The organism is Pseudomonas sp. NY15181, assembly GCF_048068055.1.
Lineage (GTDB): Bacteria > Pseudomonadota > Gammaproteobacteria > Pseudomonadales > Pseudomonadaceae > Pseudomonas.
On the sequence record NZ_JBLUPT010000016.1, the window covers coordinates 18614 to 36195 of the forward strand.

12 protein-coding genes are annotated in these 17582 nt (G+C 66.9%); 3 read left to right on the forward strand and 9 right to left on the reverse strand.

The features are described from left to right. Positions 1-82: 82 nt before the first annotated feature. Entirely contained in the window at positions 83-1891 is a 1809-nt protein-coding gene (atzF, locus tag ACNFBT_RS25810) for an allophanate hydrolase (RefSeq protein WP_416753562.1), read from the forward strand. Between the two features lie 99 nt (positions 1892-1990). On the opposite strand, the gene ACNFBT_RS25815 is transcribed toward atzF, so the two are convergent. The 4 genes from ACNFBT_RS25815 to ACNFBT_RS25830 are packed head-to-tail and all read right to left on the reverse strand — an operon-like array spanning position 1991 to position 7876. Beyond that, complete coding sequence (locus ACNFBT_RS25815; protein WP_416753564.1) at positions 1991-3031, reverse strand: efflux RND transporter periplasmic adaptor subunit; 1041 nt, start codon at positions 3029-3031, stop codon at positions 1991-1993. A 7-nt stretch (positions 3032-3038) separates the two neighbouring features. Beyond that, a complete protein-coding gene (locus ACNFBT_RS25820) occupies positions 3039-5144 on the reverse strand; it encodes a TolC family protein (RefSeq protein ID WP_416753566.1) in 2106 nt (701 codons plus the stop codon). Between the two features lie 5 nt (positions 5145-5149). Then, positions 5150-6478, reverse strand: coding sequence for a glycosyltransferase family 2 protein (locus tag ACNFBT_RS25825; RefSeq protein WP_416753568.1), 1329 nt, complete (start codon positions 6476-6478; stop codon positions 5150-5152). 3 nt (positions 6479-6481) lie between these two features. After that, the gene (locus tag ACNFBT_RS25830) at positions 6482-7876 is read right to left on the reverse strand and encodes a diguanylate cyclase domain-containing protein (protein ID WP_416753570.1); all 1395 of its coding nucleotides are present in this window, start codon (positions 7874-7876) and stop codon (positions 6482-6484) included. Positions 7877-8217: 341 nt separating this feature from the next. Here ACNFBT_RS25830 and ACNFBT_RS25835 point away from each other — a divergent pair, with 341 nt between their 5' ends. Continuing rightward, on the forward strand, positions 8218-8385 hold the full coding sequence (locus ACNFBT_RS25835) for a PSPA7_2676 family Cys-rich small protein (protein ID WP_416753571.1): 168 nt from the start codon (positions 8218-8220) through the stop codon (positions 8383-8385). Between the two features lie 67 nt (positions 8386-8452). Here the strand turns inward: ACNFBT_RS25835 and peaD are convergent, their stop codons facing one another. From peaD to ccsA, 5 genes are all read right to left on the reverse strand, one after another. Then, positions 8453-9586 carry a quinohemoprotein amine dehydrogenase subunit beta gene (gene peaD, locus ACNFBT_RS25840; RefSeq protein WP_416753572.1) on the reverse strand — a complete coding sequence of 378 codons (1134 nt, stop codon included), beginning with the start codon at positions 9584-9586 and terminating at the stop codon, positions 8453-8455. Positions 9587-9615: 29 nt separating this feature from the next. Beyond that, positions 9616-9939 (reverse strand): quinohemoprotein amine dehydrogenase subunit gamma, encoded by a 324-nt coding sequence (gene qhpC, locus ACNFBT_RS25845; RefSeq protein WP_152223974.1) that lies wholly within the window; start codon positions 9937-9939, stop codon positions 9616-9618. Between the two features lies 1 nt (position 9940). Beyond that, positions 9941-11371: a quinohemoprotein amine dehydrogenase maturation protein gene (peaB, locus tag ACNFBT_RS25850; RefSeq protein WP_416753574.1), complete on the reverse strand. Its 1431-nt coding sequence runs from the start codon at positions 11369-11371 to the stop codon at positions 9941-9943. A 76-nt stretch (positions 11372-11447) separates the two neighbouring features. Next, positions 11448-13016 (reverse strand): quinohemoprotein amine dehydrogenase subunit alpha, encoded by a 1569-nt coding sequence (gene peaA, locus ACNFBT_RS25855; protein ID WP_416753575.1) that lies wholly within the window; start codon positions 13014-13016, stop codon positions 11448-11450. 206 nt (positions 13017-13222) lie between these two features. Then, positions 13223-15409, reverse strand: a complete 2187-nt coding sequence (ccsA, locus tag ACNFBT_RS25860) for a cytochrome c biogenesis protein CcsA (RefSeq protein ID WP_416753576.1) — start codon at positions 15407-15409, stop codon at positions 13223-13225. Positions 15410-15901: 492 nt separating this feature from the next. On the opposite strand from ccsA, the gene ACNFBT_RS25865 reads away from it, so the two are divergent. Further along, a complete protein-coding gene (locus ACNFBT_RS25865) occupies positions 15902-17578 on the forward strand; it encodes an MFS transporter (RefSeq protein ID WP_416753578.1) in 1677 nt (558 codons plus the stop codon). Positions 17579-17582: the final 4 nt, after the last annotated feature.

Consider the following 17582-nt stretch of genomic DNA (forward strand, 5'->3'; position numbering starts at 1 on the left):
CTCTTCCCCCTCTCCCTCCGGGAGAGGGCCGGGGTGAGGGCAATCCGAGCGAATAACTGACAGGCCCCAAGGAATCTCGACCATGCCCACTACCTTCGACCTCCGCCTCGCCACCCTGCGCGCTGCCTACCGCGAAGGCCGCGCCACCCCACGCCAGCTGTTCGCCGAGCTGCGCAACAAGGCCGCTGCGCTGAACCCGGACTACCACCTGTTCATCCACCTGCTGACCCCAGAAGAACTGGAGCCCTACCTCGCCGCACTGGACGAAAAATCCCCCGAAGCACTGCCGCTCTACGGCATCCCCTTCGCCATCAAGGACAACATCGACCTCGCCGGCATCCCCACCACCGCCGCCTGCCCGGCCTTCGCCTACACGCCGGCAACCTCCGCGACACTGGTGCAGCAGTTGATCGACCTGGGCGCCATCCCGCTGGGCAAGACCAACCTCGACCAGTTCGCCACCGGCCTCAACGGCACCCGCTCGCCTTACGGCGAATGTCGCAACAGCGTGCTGCCGGAATATCCGTCGGGCGGCTCCAGCGCCGGTTCCTCGCTGGCCGTGGCGCTGGGCGTGGCGAGCTTCGCCCTGGGTACCGACACCGCCGGCTCCGGCCGCGTACCGGCGGCGCTCAACGGTTTGCTGGGACTCAAGCCAAGCAAGGGGCTGCTGTCCAACCACGGCCTGGTGCCGGCCTGCCGCACCCTGGACTGCATCACCTACTTCACCGCCAGCGCCGCCGAGGCCAGCGAACTGCTCGCCCTCAGCGCCCGCCTCGACCCGCAGGACGGCTACAGCCGCGCCAACCCAGCCTGGAACGACGCCAGCGCCTTCGGTGCGCCCAAACCCTTCCGCTTCGGCGTGCCGCGCGCCGACCAGCTGGAATTCTTCGGCTGCCACGAAGGCCCGGTGCTGTTCACCGACGCAATCGACCAGCTCAGAGCGCTGGGCGGCGAGGCGCGGGAAATCGACTTCGCGCCCTTCCTCGAAGCGGCGCGCCTGCTCTACGAAGGCCCTTGGGTCGCCGAGCGCTACAGCGTGGCCGGAGAGCTGATCGAGCGCGACCCGCAGGCCGTGTTGCCGGTGATCCGCGATGTCCTGGCCAAGGCTCCCGGCGCGACTGCCGTGCAGGCCTTCCGCGCGCAGTATCGACTGCAGGAGCTCAAGGCACAGTGCGACGCGATCCTCGCCAACCTCGACTGCGTGCTGACGCCCACCATCGGCCGCCCGGTGACGCTGGACGAACTGCACGCCGAGCCGGTGAAGCGCAATTCCGACCTGGGCTACTACACCAACTTCATGAACCTGCTGGACTACGCCGCCGTGGCCGTGCCCAGCGCGATCATGGACAACGGCCTGCCCTGGGGCGTGACGCTGTTCGGCCGCGCCTTCACCGACCAGTACCTGCTCGGCGTGGCCGACGCCCTGCAGCGCCGGCACAACCTGCCGCTCACCGGCGGCAACGCCATCGCCCCGGCGTCCTCGGCCAACGCCGCGCGCAGCGACCGCGCGCGCCTGGTGGTGTGCGGCGCGCACCTGGACGGCCTGGCGCTGAACGGGCAACTGCGCCAGCGCGGCGCCCGCCTGCTGCGCGCCACCTGGAGCGCCCCGACCTACAAGCTCTACGCCCTGGCTGGCGGCCCGCCGCTGCGACCCGGCATGCTGCGCGTGGCCGAAGGCGGCGTGGCGATAGAAGTGGAGGTCTGGGAGCTGCCCAGCGCCGAACTGGGCTCCTTCCTCACCGGCATCCCCGCTCCACTGGGACTGGGCAAGGTGCAACTGGAGGATGGCAGTTGGGAAACCGGATTCATCTGCGACGCCTGGGGCCTGGACGGTGCCGAAGACATCAGCCACTTCGGCGGCTGGCGGGCATGGCTGACAAATCGCGGTTGAGATTTGCTTTCGCGACGTTGCCGCAGGCTTGCCCTGCCGACCCATTACGGGCCGGCATGCAGCGCCGGACGGGTCAGCGAAGCCAACGCCCGGCCGGTTTTACTCCTGGACCGCCCAGCGGTTGAGCCAGTTCCAGCGATGCGGGAAGCGTGCCTTCAGGCCCAGGCGGTCGACGCGCCAGAACGCTGGCCATTCGCCCTTGACCCGAGCCAGCAGGCGCAGGTTGCGGTTCGGCGCGCTGAAGGCCTCGCGCAGTTCCACCGGCACCGGGGCGGCGTCTTCCACCATGCGCACCACCTCCGCCGGTAGCCATTTACCGTCCGGCAGGCGGATCCGGAACGGCTGGCCGGGCGAGGCGTAGGCGGCGAAGCGCGGATCGAGGTAGATCCAGATTTCAGCATCGCCCAGGCGCTGCAGGCGCATCAGCAGGGTGCCGGGGCCGACGTTCTCGCCCTCGCCCACCAGGACTTCACTGATGACCCCGGCGTCGTTGGCCTTCAGGTCGAGCCCTTGCAGGCGCGACTGCAGCCAGTCGCTTTCCAGTCGACGCTGACGATCCAGCGTGTCATCGCCCGGCTGCGCCTCGCGCCGGTCGAACTCCACCAGGTCGCGCTGGCGGCGGTCACGTTCATCCTGGGCCAGCTGCACCTCACCCCGGGTCGCCGCGCCGGCGGCGAGCAGGCCGCGCAGTTGCTGCAGGCGGCTTTCCGCGCTCGCGAGCAGGCGCACCAGAGGCTCGCGCTCGCGTTCGCTGAGAGTCCGCCGACCCGGTGCCGCGGGCGCCGCCTTCGACGGATCGGCCAGCAGGGCCAGTCGCGCGCGCCATTCGGGATTGTCCATCCGCATCAGCAACTGGCCGACTTCCACCTTGTCGCCGGGCCGCACCAGTACCTGCCCCACCTGCCCCGCCTCACGGGCGCGCAACTCGCTGGACGGCAGGTGCAACTGCGCGGGAGCCTCGATCAGCCAGAGGCTGAGCATTTCGCGCCCCACCAGGAACAGCAGCGGACTGGTCACCACGAACAGGATCAGATACCAGCGCAGCTTGAACGCCATGCGCTTGCCCGGCGCGTAAAGCACCTTGAGGCCCTGCTCCTGAGTGGGCTGTTGTTCCTTGGGGCTGGAAAATCGAATCTTCATGGGATGCTCAATGCGGGTAATGGGACCAGTCCTGCCAGTCGATACCGGAAACTCCGGCCGCCTGCAGACGTGTACGCCAGCGCTCCACCTGCTGCCGTAATTGGGTGCTCGACACTCCGGCCCAGGATTCCTCGGCCGGCAATTGCGGCTCGACGCTCTGCGCCAGCCGGAAACGCAGCTCAGGCCAACGCCGGGCAATGGACGCCGCAAGATCCGCGCTGCGTTCGGGATTGCGGGTGTAGATCATCAGGCTGACCTGGCGTACGCCACGCTTGGGCAAGGCACAAGGCACGCAGGGGCCGCCGTTGGACTCGGCGAACCAGCGCGGGTGGCTGGACAGCTCCAGCGGCCAGTAACCGAGTTGGGCAACCGCGCCAAGCGTGTCCAGCCAGTCCTGCAGGCGGCTGTCGGGCACCGGCCAGCCAAGCTGCTCGACCTCCAGGTCCAGATGCACGGCGTCGAAACGCACGTCGCGAAGTTGGCCGAGCAGCGCCAGCAGGTCCTTGCGCCCGCCGGCCGACAGCCACGCCGGGTCGCCCAGCAGCAGGACCACTTGCATGCCCTGGGCACGGGCATCGGCCAGGGCGCCCTGGAGCTGCTGGCGCAGCGCCGGGATATCCGCCACCTGGCGGGCGTCGAGCCCCACGTACAGGCGCTGCATGCCGGCGCTGCGCAATGCCTTCAGCTCGGCAGGCCGGGTATCGGGCTGCAGCAGGGCCTGGCTCTTCCACAGGTAGACGCCCTGGTTCCAGGCCGAGTCCTGCGACGTGCTGGCCTTCGCCGGGGCGTTGACCTGGGTCTTGGCCTGGGCGCCCGCCGGCGGCTGCCAGCTGAGGCTCTGTGCGCCGAGCAACGGGCTCAGGGTCTGGTCATCGTCGACGAACATCCGCAAGGACGCTTCGCGCAACCAGGCGGCGTGCCACGCCGCGATCAGGCGCAGGCCGTTGTCGTAGCGTTCCAGCTCCACGGCCTGCTCCTCGCCCAGCGAGCCTTCGACCGAACGCTCCGAACGCAGCCGCTGCTCGCGCAGGGCTACCGACGACACGGCGAGCTGCTCGCGCTCGCGCTCCAGGTCTTCCACCGCCTGCCGCTGGCCCTGCAGCGCCTTGCCCAGGGCCTGCAGCAACTGCTGGCGCTCGGCATTCAGCTTGGCCTGGGCCGCCTGGTGGCGGGCCTCCCCTTCCCGCCCACGGGCCTGACCGTAGGACATCAGGTCGAACGGCGTAGAGAAATTGAGGCTGGCGACCAGGCCATTGCCGGTACTGGTCGCCCCGCTGCGGTCCTCGAAGCTCTGCCCGACGCTGAAGCTGGAATCGATGCTGTCGTACCAGGGCGACTTGCGATTCTGCTCGGCCTGGCGCAGTTCATCGCGGCGCTCCTGCAGGCGCGGATGGCCTTCCAGCGCCTGGCGCCAGCTGGTCAGGGGCTGCACCTGCGCCGCCAGCGCTTCCGCCCGGGCCTGCTGGCTGGGGGTGATCTCCAGGCCGGAGAGCTCGGCCAGGCTGGCGCGGGTGTCATCCATCAGCCGTGCGCTGGATGCACAACGTCGCTGCAAGGTCTGCCAGCGGCCGTCCAGCAGTCGTGCCTGGGACGGCAACAGCCAGCCCTGGCGCTGACGCAGGGCCAGGCGCTCGCGGGCGCTGGCCGCGTCGGGCAGCAAGGCCTGGCACCAGCGGTTCTCTTCTTCCGCGCGCCACCAGTCAGCGTAGGCGCTGCGCAGCGCCAACCGCTGTTCGGCCTTCTGCAGCAGGCGGCGGGACTGCTGCCTCTGCTGTTCGAGCTCGACAGCGGAAACCGCCTGCACCTGGCGCCGCAGGCTGCCCAGCAGAGGGTGGCGCAAGCCCAGCGCGAGGCTGCGCCCGTAGTAGGTGTCGATCACGTCTTCGGTCACCAGCTCGCGGTAGTGCCCGGCACTGCCCGCGCCGTACCACTGCCAGCCCGCTTCGGCCTCGCGCTGCTCCTTGAGCGCGTCCAGGGCCCGCAGCTCGGCGCCGTTGGCCTGCAGGACGGCACTGTCGTCGGCGCTATCGAGCACCCGCGACAGCGGCAGCACGTCGGCCTGGGACAGGCCGGCAGCCAGCAGCAGGGAGCCAAGGAGCAGGGAACGCATCATCAAAATCAGAACCTCTTTGCCTTACGCAGCACCCACCAGGGCGCCATGCTGGTTTCTTCATGGCCGCGGCGCAGGGCCTCGTTGAGCATGGCCACCGCGCTCCACAGGCGCATGACCAGCATGAACAGGGGGAAGACGAAGACCACCGGGAACAGCTTCAGGTCCTGGCGCGGACGTTCGGAAACCAGGACCAGCATGGCCAGGTACAGCAACAACGTCATGCCCAGGTAGACCAGGTAGATCAGCGACGCCAGGGCGAGGAAGCGCGGCAAGGGCACGACCAGGGGGCCGATCACGCAGTAACCGAAGATGATGAACGGCAGCACCAGCTGGAAGAAAAAGCCGGTGACCAGCGTCATCAGGAAATTGGGCCAGCCCAGCAGGCGCGGGTTGAAGCTGTGGCGGTGCTTGCGGATATAGAGGAAGTACAGGTCGCCATCCCAACGCAGCCGCTGCTGGAGGAACTGCAGGAACTTCACCGGCGCATCGGTATGCCCGATGGCGCCAGGCTCGAACGGTATGCGCAGGGACCGGCGGCCGAAGTAGTTCTTGATCCGCAGGGTGATGTCCAGGTCTTCGGCCGTGTGGGTGTCCCAGCCGCCGATCTTGTCGAGGAAGCTGCGGCGGAACGCACCGAAGGCGCCGGACACGTTGTTCACCAGGTTCCATTCGCTGAGGCCGATCTTGGCCATGTGGATCGACAGCTGGTACTCCAGCGCCTGCATCGCCGTGGTGAGCGAAGCCCAGGCATTGCGCACCCGCAGGCTGCCCGCCACCGCCGGCACATCCGGGTCGGCGAAATGGCGGACCATGCGGCTGACCATGTCGTTATCGAAGGAGGTGTCGCCGTCCAGCGCCATGATGATCTCGCCCGTGCAATGGGCGAGACCGGCGTTGAGCGACGACACCCGGCCGCCGCGCTGCCATTTGGCGATGGGCCGCAGCAGGCGCCGGGGATGCAGCGCCGGATCGACGCGGAAGTCCCGCACCGCCTGCATGGTGGGCTTGTTGACCGCCGCGCCGTCAACCACCGGGATCATTTCGATGTAGCCCGGATAGGTCTGCTCGCACAGGCTCAGCAGGGTCTTCTGCACGTCGAGCCCTTCGCTGTAGCAGGTGATGATGCAGGACACCCGTGGACGGTAGCCATTGTCCTTGGGCAGCTCGAACGGCTTGCGCATGAACCAGCGCAGCACGCCGAGCAGCACCATCAGGTTGAGCGGCACCTCCAGCAGCAGGAAGGCTGGCAGCAGCATGAAGGCGGCCTGGAAGAACCCGTCGCTACGGGCGAACTCCCCGAGCAGCAACAGCCATTGTTCGATGAACGCTTCCATGCTTCAGCCGAGTTGTCCGCCCAACCGGGCCAGCAGCAAGGCGGCGTCTTCCTGCTCCAGCTGGTCGTCCGGTGCGGTAAAGCCCGCCAGGCGGACTTCGATACGCGTCGCCTTCTCCTGGGTCAGCCGCTCGGCACCCTTGGCCAGGCGCTGGCGCACCACTTCCAGCCCGGCGGCGTCGGTGTGGGGCATGAGCACCCAGAGCACTTCCTCACTCATGCGCGAACAGCGGTCCGTCTCGCGCACGGCTTCCTGCAGGCGCTCAACCAGCCCGTCCACCAGGGCGTGGCCACGCATCTCGCCCAGTTCGGCGAGGGTTTCCAGCAGGTTGACGAAGCGCAGGCCGAGCAGGGAGAACGGCGGATTGCGATGGCGCGTGGTCAGTTGCAGCTGCCAGGTGAGCAGGTCCAGGAACGCCTGGCGCGGCAGCAGGCTGAGGCTGCCGAAGCGTTCCATGTTCGCCGAGGTGGCGGCAAAGCCCTCACGGCAGCGCAGGCGCCCGGCCTCGGCAATGCGGAAGTGGCGCACCTCGCGCACCCGCAACTTGTCCGGGTCATGGGTTTGCCCGCAATCCAGGCAACGCGCCTCCACGGCGGCGTCGACGAAGAAGGCCTGGCAGCTGCGGCAGCGGTAGTTCTCCAACGGACGGTCGTAGTCGCTGCCGATATGGCGCAGACGGGTCAGGCAGTTCGGGCAGAGCAGCAGACCATCCTTGAGGAAGTGTTCCTGGGGGCCGACGTGCCCGCAGGTGAAGCAGTGCAGCGACGGCTGGCGGCCGATGTCCAGGGCCTGGCACTCCGGGCACACATCCACATAGTTCAGGCGCCCCGAGCCACAGCCGGTGCACAGGCGCAGGCGGTCCAGCAGCTCGCCCTCTTCCAGCCAGCCCTGCTGCCCCATCAACTGCAGCCAGGAGAACGGGTTGATCTCCTCGCTGTCGCTCAGGGCCTCGAGAATCGGATAACGGTAATGCTGGGGCACGGCGGTATCGCGCACGGCGTGCACGTCCCCGCGCGAGCGCAGCCAGAGCCAGGCCAGCACGCGCTCTTCGAAGCGCGCCGGCGCCTGCCCGCGGTTGAACAGGCTGAAGCGCTCGCGCCACAGGCGCCAGAGCGGCGTGATGGCGCCCGTTTCCGTCGGCGGCGCGCCATCGCCCAGCGCTACGCACCAGGGCTCGAGGTCCTGGCAGCAATAGATCAGGGCGAAGCGATAACGAGGGTCCTGGCGCAGGCTACGGAGCATCTGCCCAGCCTGGACGCCGGGCAGATCGAGGAGCAGCACATCGTAGGTCGATGCAGACTGCAGGCTGGCCAGATCGGCGAAATGATCCAGTTCGCTGCCGCTGTAACGGGAAGAAGCGGTGCCAATAACTGCGGTCAGGGGTGACGCGGTATTCATGGAAAATCTCTGCGAGTTGTCCTTAACCTGGGAGTCAATCATAGCAAAAAAGCATCAGGATCGCGGCGTTAATTTGTCGCAATAATTGTCACATATCAATATTTCGTCAAATTATTGACAATAACTTGACGCAAAGCCCTGCAAACCCTGAACGCTGCCGCTTGATACGGCCCCGCTGCTCGAAGCATGAACGGCAGGCCCCCGAGACCACCCAGCACTTTAGATTGTCCATTCTAGACGGCCGGCGCGAGTCTGCTACCCGCCTGCGCACAAGAACAATCCAGCAGCGTCACCTGCACTTTCTGCCTGTCTACGCACCGGGAATACCCGGAGGAGGACATATGCAATTGCGCTGCTTTTTCCTGGGATGCTTGTGGGATGAAGGGAGTCTGACCGAGGTCGGGCATGTACCGATGCTGTGCCAGCGCTGTGCGCGCTGCGGGGCCCAGCGCTACCTGGCGATAGAGAGACTGGCGGCAAAAAGGCTGAGCACCGAGCCGGAAATCTGACGCCCACCAAAAGAAAATGCCCGGAGCACACAGGTGCTCCGGGCATTTGGGCGTTGCCAGGTAACGATCAGTTGGCCACGAAGGCCTGGCTGGTGGTGATCGCCATGTCGCCGCCGGGCAGCTTCAGATCGCCGAGGCGCTCCAGGCTGTTGGCGTCGAAGATCGCCACGTCGTTGAAGGTACCGGTCAGGTACAGCTTGTTGCCGGCCTTGTTGACGGTCAGGCAGTAGTAGGAGTGGTCCAGGTTGGCGGCCTTGATCAGCTTCTGCGACTGGATGTCGTACTTCACCAGGCGGTTGAGCACGCCGTAGATGACGTTGCGGTCGGTCGGCGAGCGCATGCCGCTGAAGTACACCTCGGTGACCGGGCCGAAGTCGACGGTCTCGGTCTTGCCGGTGGCCAGGTCGATGTTGAAGAAACCATAGATGAAGTCGGCAGTGGCCGGGTCCTGCTTGGCGTCCTTGAACTTCGCGGTGGTGTAGAACAGCGAGAAGTCACGCGGATAGGTCTGCTGGTTCCACACGTACAGCACATCTGGCGGCGCGTAGTTCGGGCGCTTCCAGTTGCGGCTGGGGATGGCCACGTCGAACTTGCCGGTCTTCACGTCCACCTTGTAGATGTCCGGGCCCGCCACGTAGAGGGTGCCGTCGTCGCCGGTCTGCATGATGGTCAGCTGGCGCGGCGCCGGGAAGGTTCGCACGGGCTTGGCGTTCATGCCGTCGGCCACCGAGTACACCTGCAGGCGCGGCTGCTGCACCTCGTAGTGCTCGGCGAGGATCTGCGTCGGGTTGGCGATGGCGTAGATCTCCTTGCCGTCATGGCTGACGGTCATGGAGAACATCGACCGCGCGTTCTCGCCCGGCTTCTGCGCGATGGTGGCGTGGAACACCGGCTGGCAGTCGCTGAGTTGGATGCCGTAGATGTCCGCGTAGTGGTTGCTCAGGATGTACACCACCTTGCGGTCCGGTGACAGCTGGGTCATGCCCGGGCCATAGGCGCCGGGGATGGTGCAGGTCTTGAACAGCTTGTCGGTCTGCATGTCGATGACGTGCAGGTTGTTCGGGTAGTTGGTGCTGATCAGGTACTCGTGGCCACTTTCCAGCGCCTTGCCGACATCGGAGCCGGCATCGGCGGCGACGGCTTGCAGCGCGCAGGCCAGCGAGAGGCCGCCGAGGGCGGCGGCGAATGCTTTTCTGGACATGCAGGTTTTCCTCTTGTTCTTCTGTCTGCTCATTTGTCGTCCGGGAATACGGTGCCGAGGTTGCGCCAGTTCTCGGCCGAGGCCTGCGCATCCTTGTTCCAGTCGGGGTAGGTACTCATCATGTCCGGCACCTGAGCCGGCCACCAGCAGGGGTCGGAGCAGCCGTAGAGGTCCGCTTCCATCGGCTGGCAGAGCGAGGACACGCCGCCGAACACGTCGATTTCCCAGCCCGGGTCGGTGGTCGAGGCGCAGCCGGCCACGGAGTTCATCGCCACCACGTCCTCGATGCGATCCTCGGCGGCGGCCTGTTCAAGCTTCTGTGCTTTGTTGTTGATGGCTTTCAGATGTTTCATGTCAGTGCGCCTTCCGCGGAGTGATGTGGCGGTCGATGAAGCCGGGGTTGGAAGCCATGATCCGGCTGTAGACCTCGATGCCGAAGTCGACCCAGTCCCTCATCAGTTCGCAGTAGTGGTAAGTGGGATGCGCCGGGTCGCCGTAGCGGGCGTAGCTCTCGTGGTAGCAGCCGCCGGAGCAGAGGTTGCGGATGCGGCAGCTGGCGCAGCCGGTGTCGGTGCGGTCCAGGCGCTGCGACAGGAAGTCGTTCAGCTCGGCCTGCTTCACCCCTTCATGCACGTTGCCGAAGGTCGGCAAGGAGGAGCCGGTGAAGCGGTGGCAGAGGTTCAGCTCACCCTTGTGGTCCACCGCCAGCATCTTCAGCCCGGCGCCGCACGGCAGGGCCTTCTTCTGCCCTTCGTGGATGTCGGTGATCAGCTGGTGCAGGTTGGAGAAGCCGATGTTGCGCCCCTGCAGCGCCTCGTCCAGGTACCGCCGGCCGAGCGCCTTCATGTTGGCGAAGACATCCTTCAGCTCGTCCCCGGTGAGGTTGTAGCTGCTGATGTCGCCCGAAGTGACCGGCGCGAAACCGACCTCGGCAAAACCCATCTCGTTGAACAGGTGGTTCCAGATGGTCTCGACGTCGGTGACGCCGGTGGTCAGGGTCACCCGCGCACCGACCGGACGGCTGGTGTAGCGCGACAGCAGCATGTCGGCCTTGCGCCGCACCACGTCATAGGTGCCCTGCCCGCCCACGGTGATGCGGTTGCGGTCGTGCACCGTCTTCGGCCCGTCGATGCTGATGGACAGACCGAAGCGATGTGCGTTGAGCCAATCGACGATCTCTTCGGTCAGCAGCGTGGCGTTGGTGGTCATGACGAAGTCCACCGTCTTGCCCAGCTCGCCGAAGCGTCGCTCGCAGTAGGCAACCATGTGCTCGATCAGCGGACGGTTGGACAGCGGTTCACCACCGAAGAACACCACGGTGTAGCGCTGCTCGTCCGGCGACTCCTTGATCAGCATTTCCACCGAAGCCTCGGCAGTCTCCGCGCCCATCTTCTTGCCGGCGGAGGGCTTGTCCAGGTCTTCCTTGTAGCAGTAGGTGCAGCTGAGGTTGCAGCCGGTGTTGACGTTCAGCACCACGGTGTTGAGCGCGGTGCGGTCGACTTTCTTGATGCCGATTTCCGGCGTCAGCGGCGAACCGTCGCTGACCAGCTCCAGCGCGATCAGCTCGCGCAGGGTCTCGTCGATTTCCTCGGCGGCGAAACGCCCGCCCAGGCGCTGGGTCAGCTCGTCCGGCGAGCAGGAGTGCCCGCGCAGCGCGTCGATGATCCCACCGGTCAGCTCGTCGCTGGCGAACAGCGAGGAGCTGGGGATGTGGAACAACAGGCGGTCGGCGTCCACCCGCACTTCGTGCAGGTTGCGTTCGACCAGATTCAAGATGGCGCCCATGGCGACCTCCCGGAACTTGCTTGGTAAACCCGCCCGAAGGCGGGACTCACGCGTTCAGTTCATCCGATTCCGACGGTTACGGGATCGGCGGGTTGTTCCAACGCTGCACGGTCACGATCATGTGCCCTTCGCCCTTGTGCGACTGGCCCGCGTCGTCCACCGCGGCAATCACCTTCAGGTTGCCGGCGTTGTTGGTCATCATCTTGCGTGCCGGGTTGGGGCCGGCGTCGCCCGGGGTGAAGATGCCGGTGTCGGCGTCCATCTCTCCGGCGAACTTCACGTCCTGGTCTTCCTTGGCGCGGTCGTCGAACGGCTCCACCGACCACTGCGCAGGGAATACGCCGATGCGGAACGGCTTGCCGTCGGCGCCCTTGCCCCAGGCCTCGGCATCGAAGCTGCCCTGGACCTTCGGCGTGGAGCCGCCATTGCCGCCGATGCGGGCGACGGAGAACTCCGGCACCACCTTCACTTCGGCGATGTCCTTGTACACGGCCAGGTTGCCGCCCTTGGCGGTGCCGACGGTGACATCGTGCTCACCGACCGCCGCCGCATCGCCGGCCTTGACCTTGACGGTCACGCGCTCAGGCGTCTGCGAAACCAGCGAGACCACCTCCACGCCCTTGCCGAACGACGGCTTGCCCTTCAGGCCGGTACCGACCACGGTGACCTCGGTCTCCGCGCCGGCCTTGATGTAAGCGGGCTGCACGCCCAGCACGTGGCTGGTGCCGCTTTTCGCCGCGACGAAGTCCAGGCCGCGCTCATCGTGGGCCTTGTCGAACATGCGGCCCTGCATCTGACCGTCGAGTGCGGCGAACACCTGGCGCATGCTCAGGTCGCCGACGGTGACGTTGCCGCGCCACTCGTAGCCGTTGTACAGCACCGCGCTGCCTTCGCCGTTGAACGCCTCGCCATCGGCGTACTGGCCCTTCACGCTGACCTTGAACGCATCGTCGCCGCTCTTGGCCACGCTCATGGTGCCGGCGAGGTCGCCCTTGCCCGGCATGTGCCCGGCGAAGCTCCACTCGCCCGCCAGCGACTCGGCCTTCGGACGCTTCTGTTTCCAGTCGTTCCAGGCCTTGCTGTCAAGCGGGTAGCGCTTGGCCAGTTCCGGGACCATGTCCTTCTTCGCCAGGTCGAACCAGTCGCGGTCGCGGGACAGGGCCTGGTACTCCAGCGACGGCCAGCGGCCGAGGTGGAAGTTCACCAGCTTCTCCCACTCCGCCGCCGGGCGGCGCTGCAGGGCGATGCGCGCACCCGAGTGGCAGCGGGCGCACATCTGCTCGAAGTTGGTATCGAATTTCTCGACGGTGTTCAGCCGGCGCTCCATGGCGTAGCGCACGCCGTCGGTCTCGCTCGGCGCCAGGCCCTGCTTGTCGGCGAGGAACTTGACCACCGAGCGGCGTTCGTCGTCGGTGATCTTCAGGCCGTACATCACCTGCATCCGCCCGATGCTCATCAGCCAGCCCTCGGGGGTCTTGCGCTGGTGGCTGATGCGGCTCAGGGAATTGTTGCCTTCGGGCGTGTGGCACGCCTGGCACTTGGCGTTGATGATCGCCTGGCCATCGGCCGCGTTGGCCGGCTGGTGCAGCGCTAGGGCCAGAGCGGCCAGGGTTCCGGCACCCAGACAGTGCCGAAGTCGTGTCATCTTCAAGGTCAGGCCTCCTCGGTATTCTTGTTGGTTATTCGTGCCCACCGATGGGCTAAGCGCGATTGCGTCGAACGCTTGGTAGCGATTTAGCAGGTTGTGTGCCAGTCCTTGGCAGGCCCCGCCGCATCTGGCTTGCGCCAGGATTTCCGAAGCCCTGCGGCACTCCGGCCGAGGTTCGATGCGTCTAATTTCGCGATTGCTGTCTAACTCTGAGACACGGCCTCTGAGATGCCGTCCGAAGCAGTATGGCCGCGCTTTGGCAAAGCGCCGCCCGCCGGCAGCAACAAGGCGCCGAACAACATCGCCAGCAGGCCGACCCAGACCAGCGAGAGGAACGGGTAGCGGCGGACCACCACCACGCTTTCGATCTCGTCGTCGGGCTGTTTCAGCAAGCGCGCCGAGGCCGGCACCCAGACCTGCAGGTCGCCGCTCCAGCCCCGCACGATGAACGGGTGCAGCACGTAGCCACGGTCCGAGGCGAAGCGCGCGTAGTGGTAGTCGAGAATCTCGCAGAGCTGGCGCACCGGGCCCTGGTAGGCCGGCGGGTTGCCGCGGCTGTCCTGGAACAGCGCGTGGCCGGCGAGCGTACGGTCGCCGTCGCGCAACTCCACCTTCGCCACCGCGTGGTAGCCGGAAAAGTCCGGGCGTCTGGTATCGGGCAGCACGCGCACCTGCATCCCGCCGATCACCGCGTGCCACTGCTCGAACGAGGTGCCGGGCGTAATGCTGATCTGCTGGTAGGTATTGAGTGCCGTGGCCGCCAATCCACCCACCAGGGCGATCACCGCGCCGCCATGCACCAGCGCCAGCCCGCCGCTGTAGCGCAGGTTGCCCAGGCGCCGGCTGCGCCACAGGCTCAGCACGCCCCAGAGCAGGCAGCAGCCCATCAGGAACGCGCCGCCGAGCAGCGCCGCGTCCAGCCAGGGCAGCACCGCCACCACGCTCTGCGAGAGCATGCCCTCGCCGTTGTAGCCAGCGCTCAGCCAGCCGCCGCGCCAGCCGATCCAGAGCATCACGCCAGCCATCGCCAGGGTCGCCAATAGCGCCGGCCGGGGGCGAACGCAACGGCGCAGGAAGCTGTAGCCACCGATCAGGCCAAGCGCGCCGAGCAATGGCAGCAGCCACCTTGCCAGGCCGTAGCCATTGACGTCCCACTGGTCGAAGGCGCGACGCAGGCTGTCCATCTCCTGGGTGGTGGCCCAGGCGGTCAGCGTCTCGAAGAAGGGTTTCAGCTCGCTCGGCCGCTCCAGGCCAAGCCACTCGTAGAGATGCGCCTGGACCAGCGCCCCCAGTGCCAGCAGCCCGGTGCCGGCGAACAGGTAGATGGCCACGTCCAGCGTCCAGTCCGACGGCCCGCGCCGACGCGTTTTCTCTCCCGGTGGGCCGGCTTGCGCGTGACGCCCGGCGACCAGGTAGACGGCCGCGAGGATCAGCAGGATCAAGGCCAGTGCCAGGTGACTGAGCCATGACGTCGTGCCGATGTAGCGGTGCGAGCTGGCCAGCACCGTGCTGCGGGTCACCGCCATCGCCACGCAGGCCATGGCCGCCGCCAGCAGGCTGAGCAGCGGCAGCAGGCGGCGATTGGCGCCGTCGGCGCGCCAGCGGCGGGCGCCGTGCAGCACCGCGCCGAGCAGCGCCCAGATGACGAAGGCCGAGGTCTGCACCGGGTCCCAATGCCAGAGCTGGCCAAAGGTGAAATCCTCCATCGCCCAGGCCATCCCGGCGCCGATGCCGGCGCTGAGCACCAGCCAGGCGCGCCGGCTGTAGCGCGGCATTACCCAGGCATAGGCGCTGCCGCCCTGCCCCAGCGCGCCGAGCGCGGCGCCGGCGGGCGCCAGGGCCCAGGCGTAGGCACAGAGAATCAGCGGCGCGTGGAAGGACATCCAGAAGGTCTGCAGGTGCGCGTTCATGCCCTGGCTGGGCTGGTGCGCCAGCCAGTCGGCGGGCGTAGCGCTGAACGGCCCGAGCCAGGCGGCAGTGGCCACATACCAGGCAGCGATCAGCGCCATCCCGCGTCCGGCCCAACCGTCCAGCTGGCGGCCGCCCAGGGCGGCGACCATGCAGAAGGTGGCGAGCAGCAGCACCGTGCCCTCGTCGCCACCCCAGAGGTTGGAGAACTTCAGGTAGGCCGGCAGCGCCGCGCTGCTGTAGAGCCACGCGTAGCGCAGCTGGAAGTGATCGGCCACCAGGTGCAGTGCCAGCGCCAGGCAGGCCCCGCACAACACCCCCAGCGCCAGCGGCCAGCCCGGCAGGCGCAGGCCCGGGCGCAGCGCCCCCAGGGCGATCAGCGCGGCGACCGCCCAGAGCACGCCATTACCCAGCGACGGCCATAGCCAGAGCAGCGCGCAAGCCGAGAGCGCGGCGCACAGTCCGGCAAGCGATGACGACATCCTCTTCAAGCGAACCTCCCTTCTGACGGCGCCTGGCATGGCAGGCGTGCGGAGTCTTGCCCTCACACATTGCGTGCCAGCGGCGAAACCCCTTGGGAAACAATCCATTGGCCCATGTGCAGGGGCGCGGGAGCGTGGCAATTCGCGACTGCTGTATCAGCCTGAGACATCCCGGACAGTTGTAGACGATGGCCGGCTGCCCCGAGCGCGAACACCGCCCTGCGGGCATTGCAAAGCCTCCCGCTGCGCCCTTATCCGACCCCGTGCGTCGGAAATAACGCCATCATCCGCACCAGCCGTGGGTTTGCGGGCCATGGAAGTGGATATCCGGGTCATGCCGGTTATGCTTTTTTCATGACCTTGCCGCATGGCGGGGCCGCCTGTTTTCACGCTTCGCGCAATCCGTATGGCGATGGCATCAGCCCCAGGGCCTGAGTGCGGCAACGGTAGGGAGGGACTCCGGCCTTTCACAGGAACAAGACGGAGAAGAACATGGCGCAGACATACATCCCGGCCGCGGGCAACGCACCTCACAGCGGCATCACCAAGGAGGAGCGCAAGGTCATCTTCGCCTCCTCCCTCGGCACCGTATTCGAGTGGTACGACTTCTACCTGTACGGTTCACTGGCGGCGATCATCGCCAAGCACTTCTTCGCCGGGGTCAACGAGACCACCGCCTTCATCTTCGCCCTGCTGGCCTTCGCCGCCGGCTTCGCGGTGCGCCCCTTCGGCGCCATCGTGTTCGGCCGCCTGGGTGACATGATCGGCCGCAAGCACACCTTCCTCATCACCATCGTGATCATGGGCCTCTCCACCGCCGTGGTCGGCCTGCTGCCCGCCTACGCCACCATCGGCGTGGCGGCACCGATCATCCTGATCACCCTGCGCATGCTCCAGGGCCTCGCCCTGGGCGGCGAGTACGGCGGCGCGGCGACCTACGTCGCCGAGCATGCGCCACAGGGCAAGCGCGGCTTCTTCACCTCGTGGATCCAGACCACCGCCACCCTCGGCCTGTTCCTTTCGCTGCTGGTGATCATGGCCTGCCGCACCGCGCTGGGCACCGAGGCCTTCGAGTCCTGGGGCTGGCGCGTGCCCTTCCTGCTGTCGATCCTGCTGCTGATCGTCTCGGTATACATCCGCCTGCAACTCTCCGAGTCGCCTGTGTTCCAGCGCATCAAGGCAGAAGGCAAGGCGTCCAAGGCACCGCTGACCGAATCCTTCGGCCGCTGGGACAACCTCAAGGTGGTAATCATGTCGCTGCTCGGCGGTACCGCCGGGCAGGCCGTGGTCTGGTACACCGGGCAGTTCTACGCGCTGTTCTTCCTCCTGCAGACTCTCAAGATCGACGCGCAGACCGCCAACTTCCTGATCGCCGGTTCCCTGCTGCTGGGCACGCCGTTCTTCGTGTTCTTCGGCAGCCTCTCCGACAAGATCGGCCGCAAGCCGATCATCATGGCCGGCTGCATCCTCGCCGCGCTGACCTACATCCCGATCTTCCACGCCCTGACCCAGTACGGTAACCCGGACGTGTTCGCCGCCCAGGAGAAGAACCCGGTGACCGTGGTCGCCAACCCGGCCCAGTGCTCGTTCCAGTTCGACCCGGTGGGCAAGGCCAGATTCGTCAGCTCCTGCGACCTGGCCAAGAGCCTGCTGGCGAAGAAGGCCATCCCCTACGAGAACGTCAAGGCAGATGCCGGAGCCGTGGCCCAGGTGCACATCGGCGACAAGGTCATCGCCAGCTTCGAAGGCAGTGGCCTGCCGGCTGCGGACTTCAAGGCGCAGTCCGAGGCGCTCACCGCGCAGATGGGCACCGCGCTCAAGGCCGCCGGCTACCCCGAGAAGGCCGACCCGGCGAAGATCAACCACCTGGCCATGCTGCTGCTCCTGACCGTGCTGGTGATCTACGTGACCATGGTCTACGGGCCGATTGCCGCCTGGCTGGTGGAACTGTTCCCGGCGCGCATCCGCTACACCTCGATGTCGCTGCCCTACCACATCGGCAACGGCTGGTTCGGCGGCTTCCTGCCGACGGTGGCCTTCGCCATGGTGGCGGCCACCGGGGACATCTACTACGGCCTCTGGTACCCCATCGTCATCGCCGTGATGACGGCGATCCTCGGCACCCTCTTCCTCCCGGAAACCAAGGACCGGGAGATTCACCACGGCTGAGCCG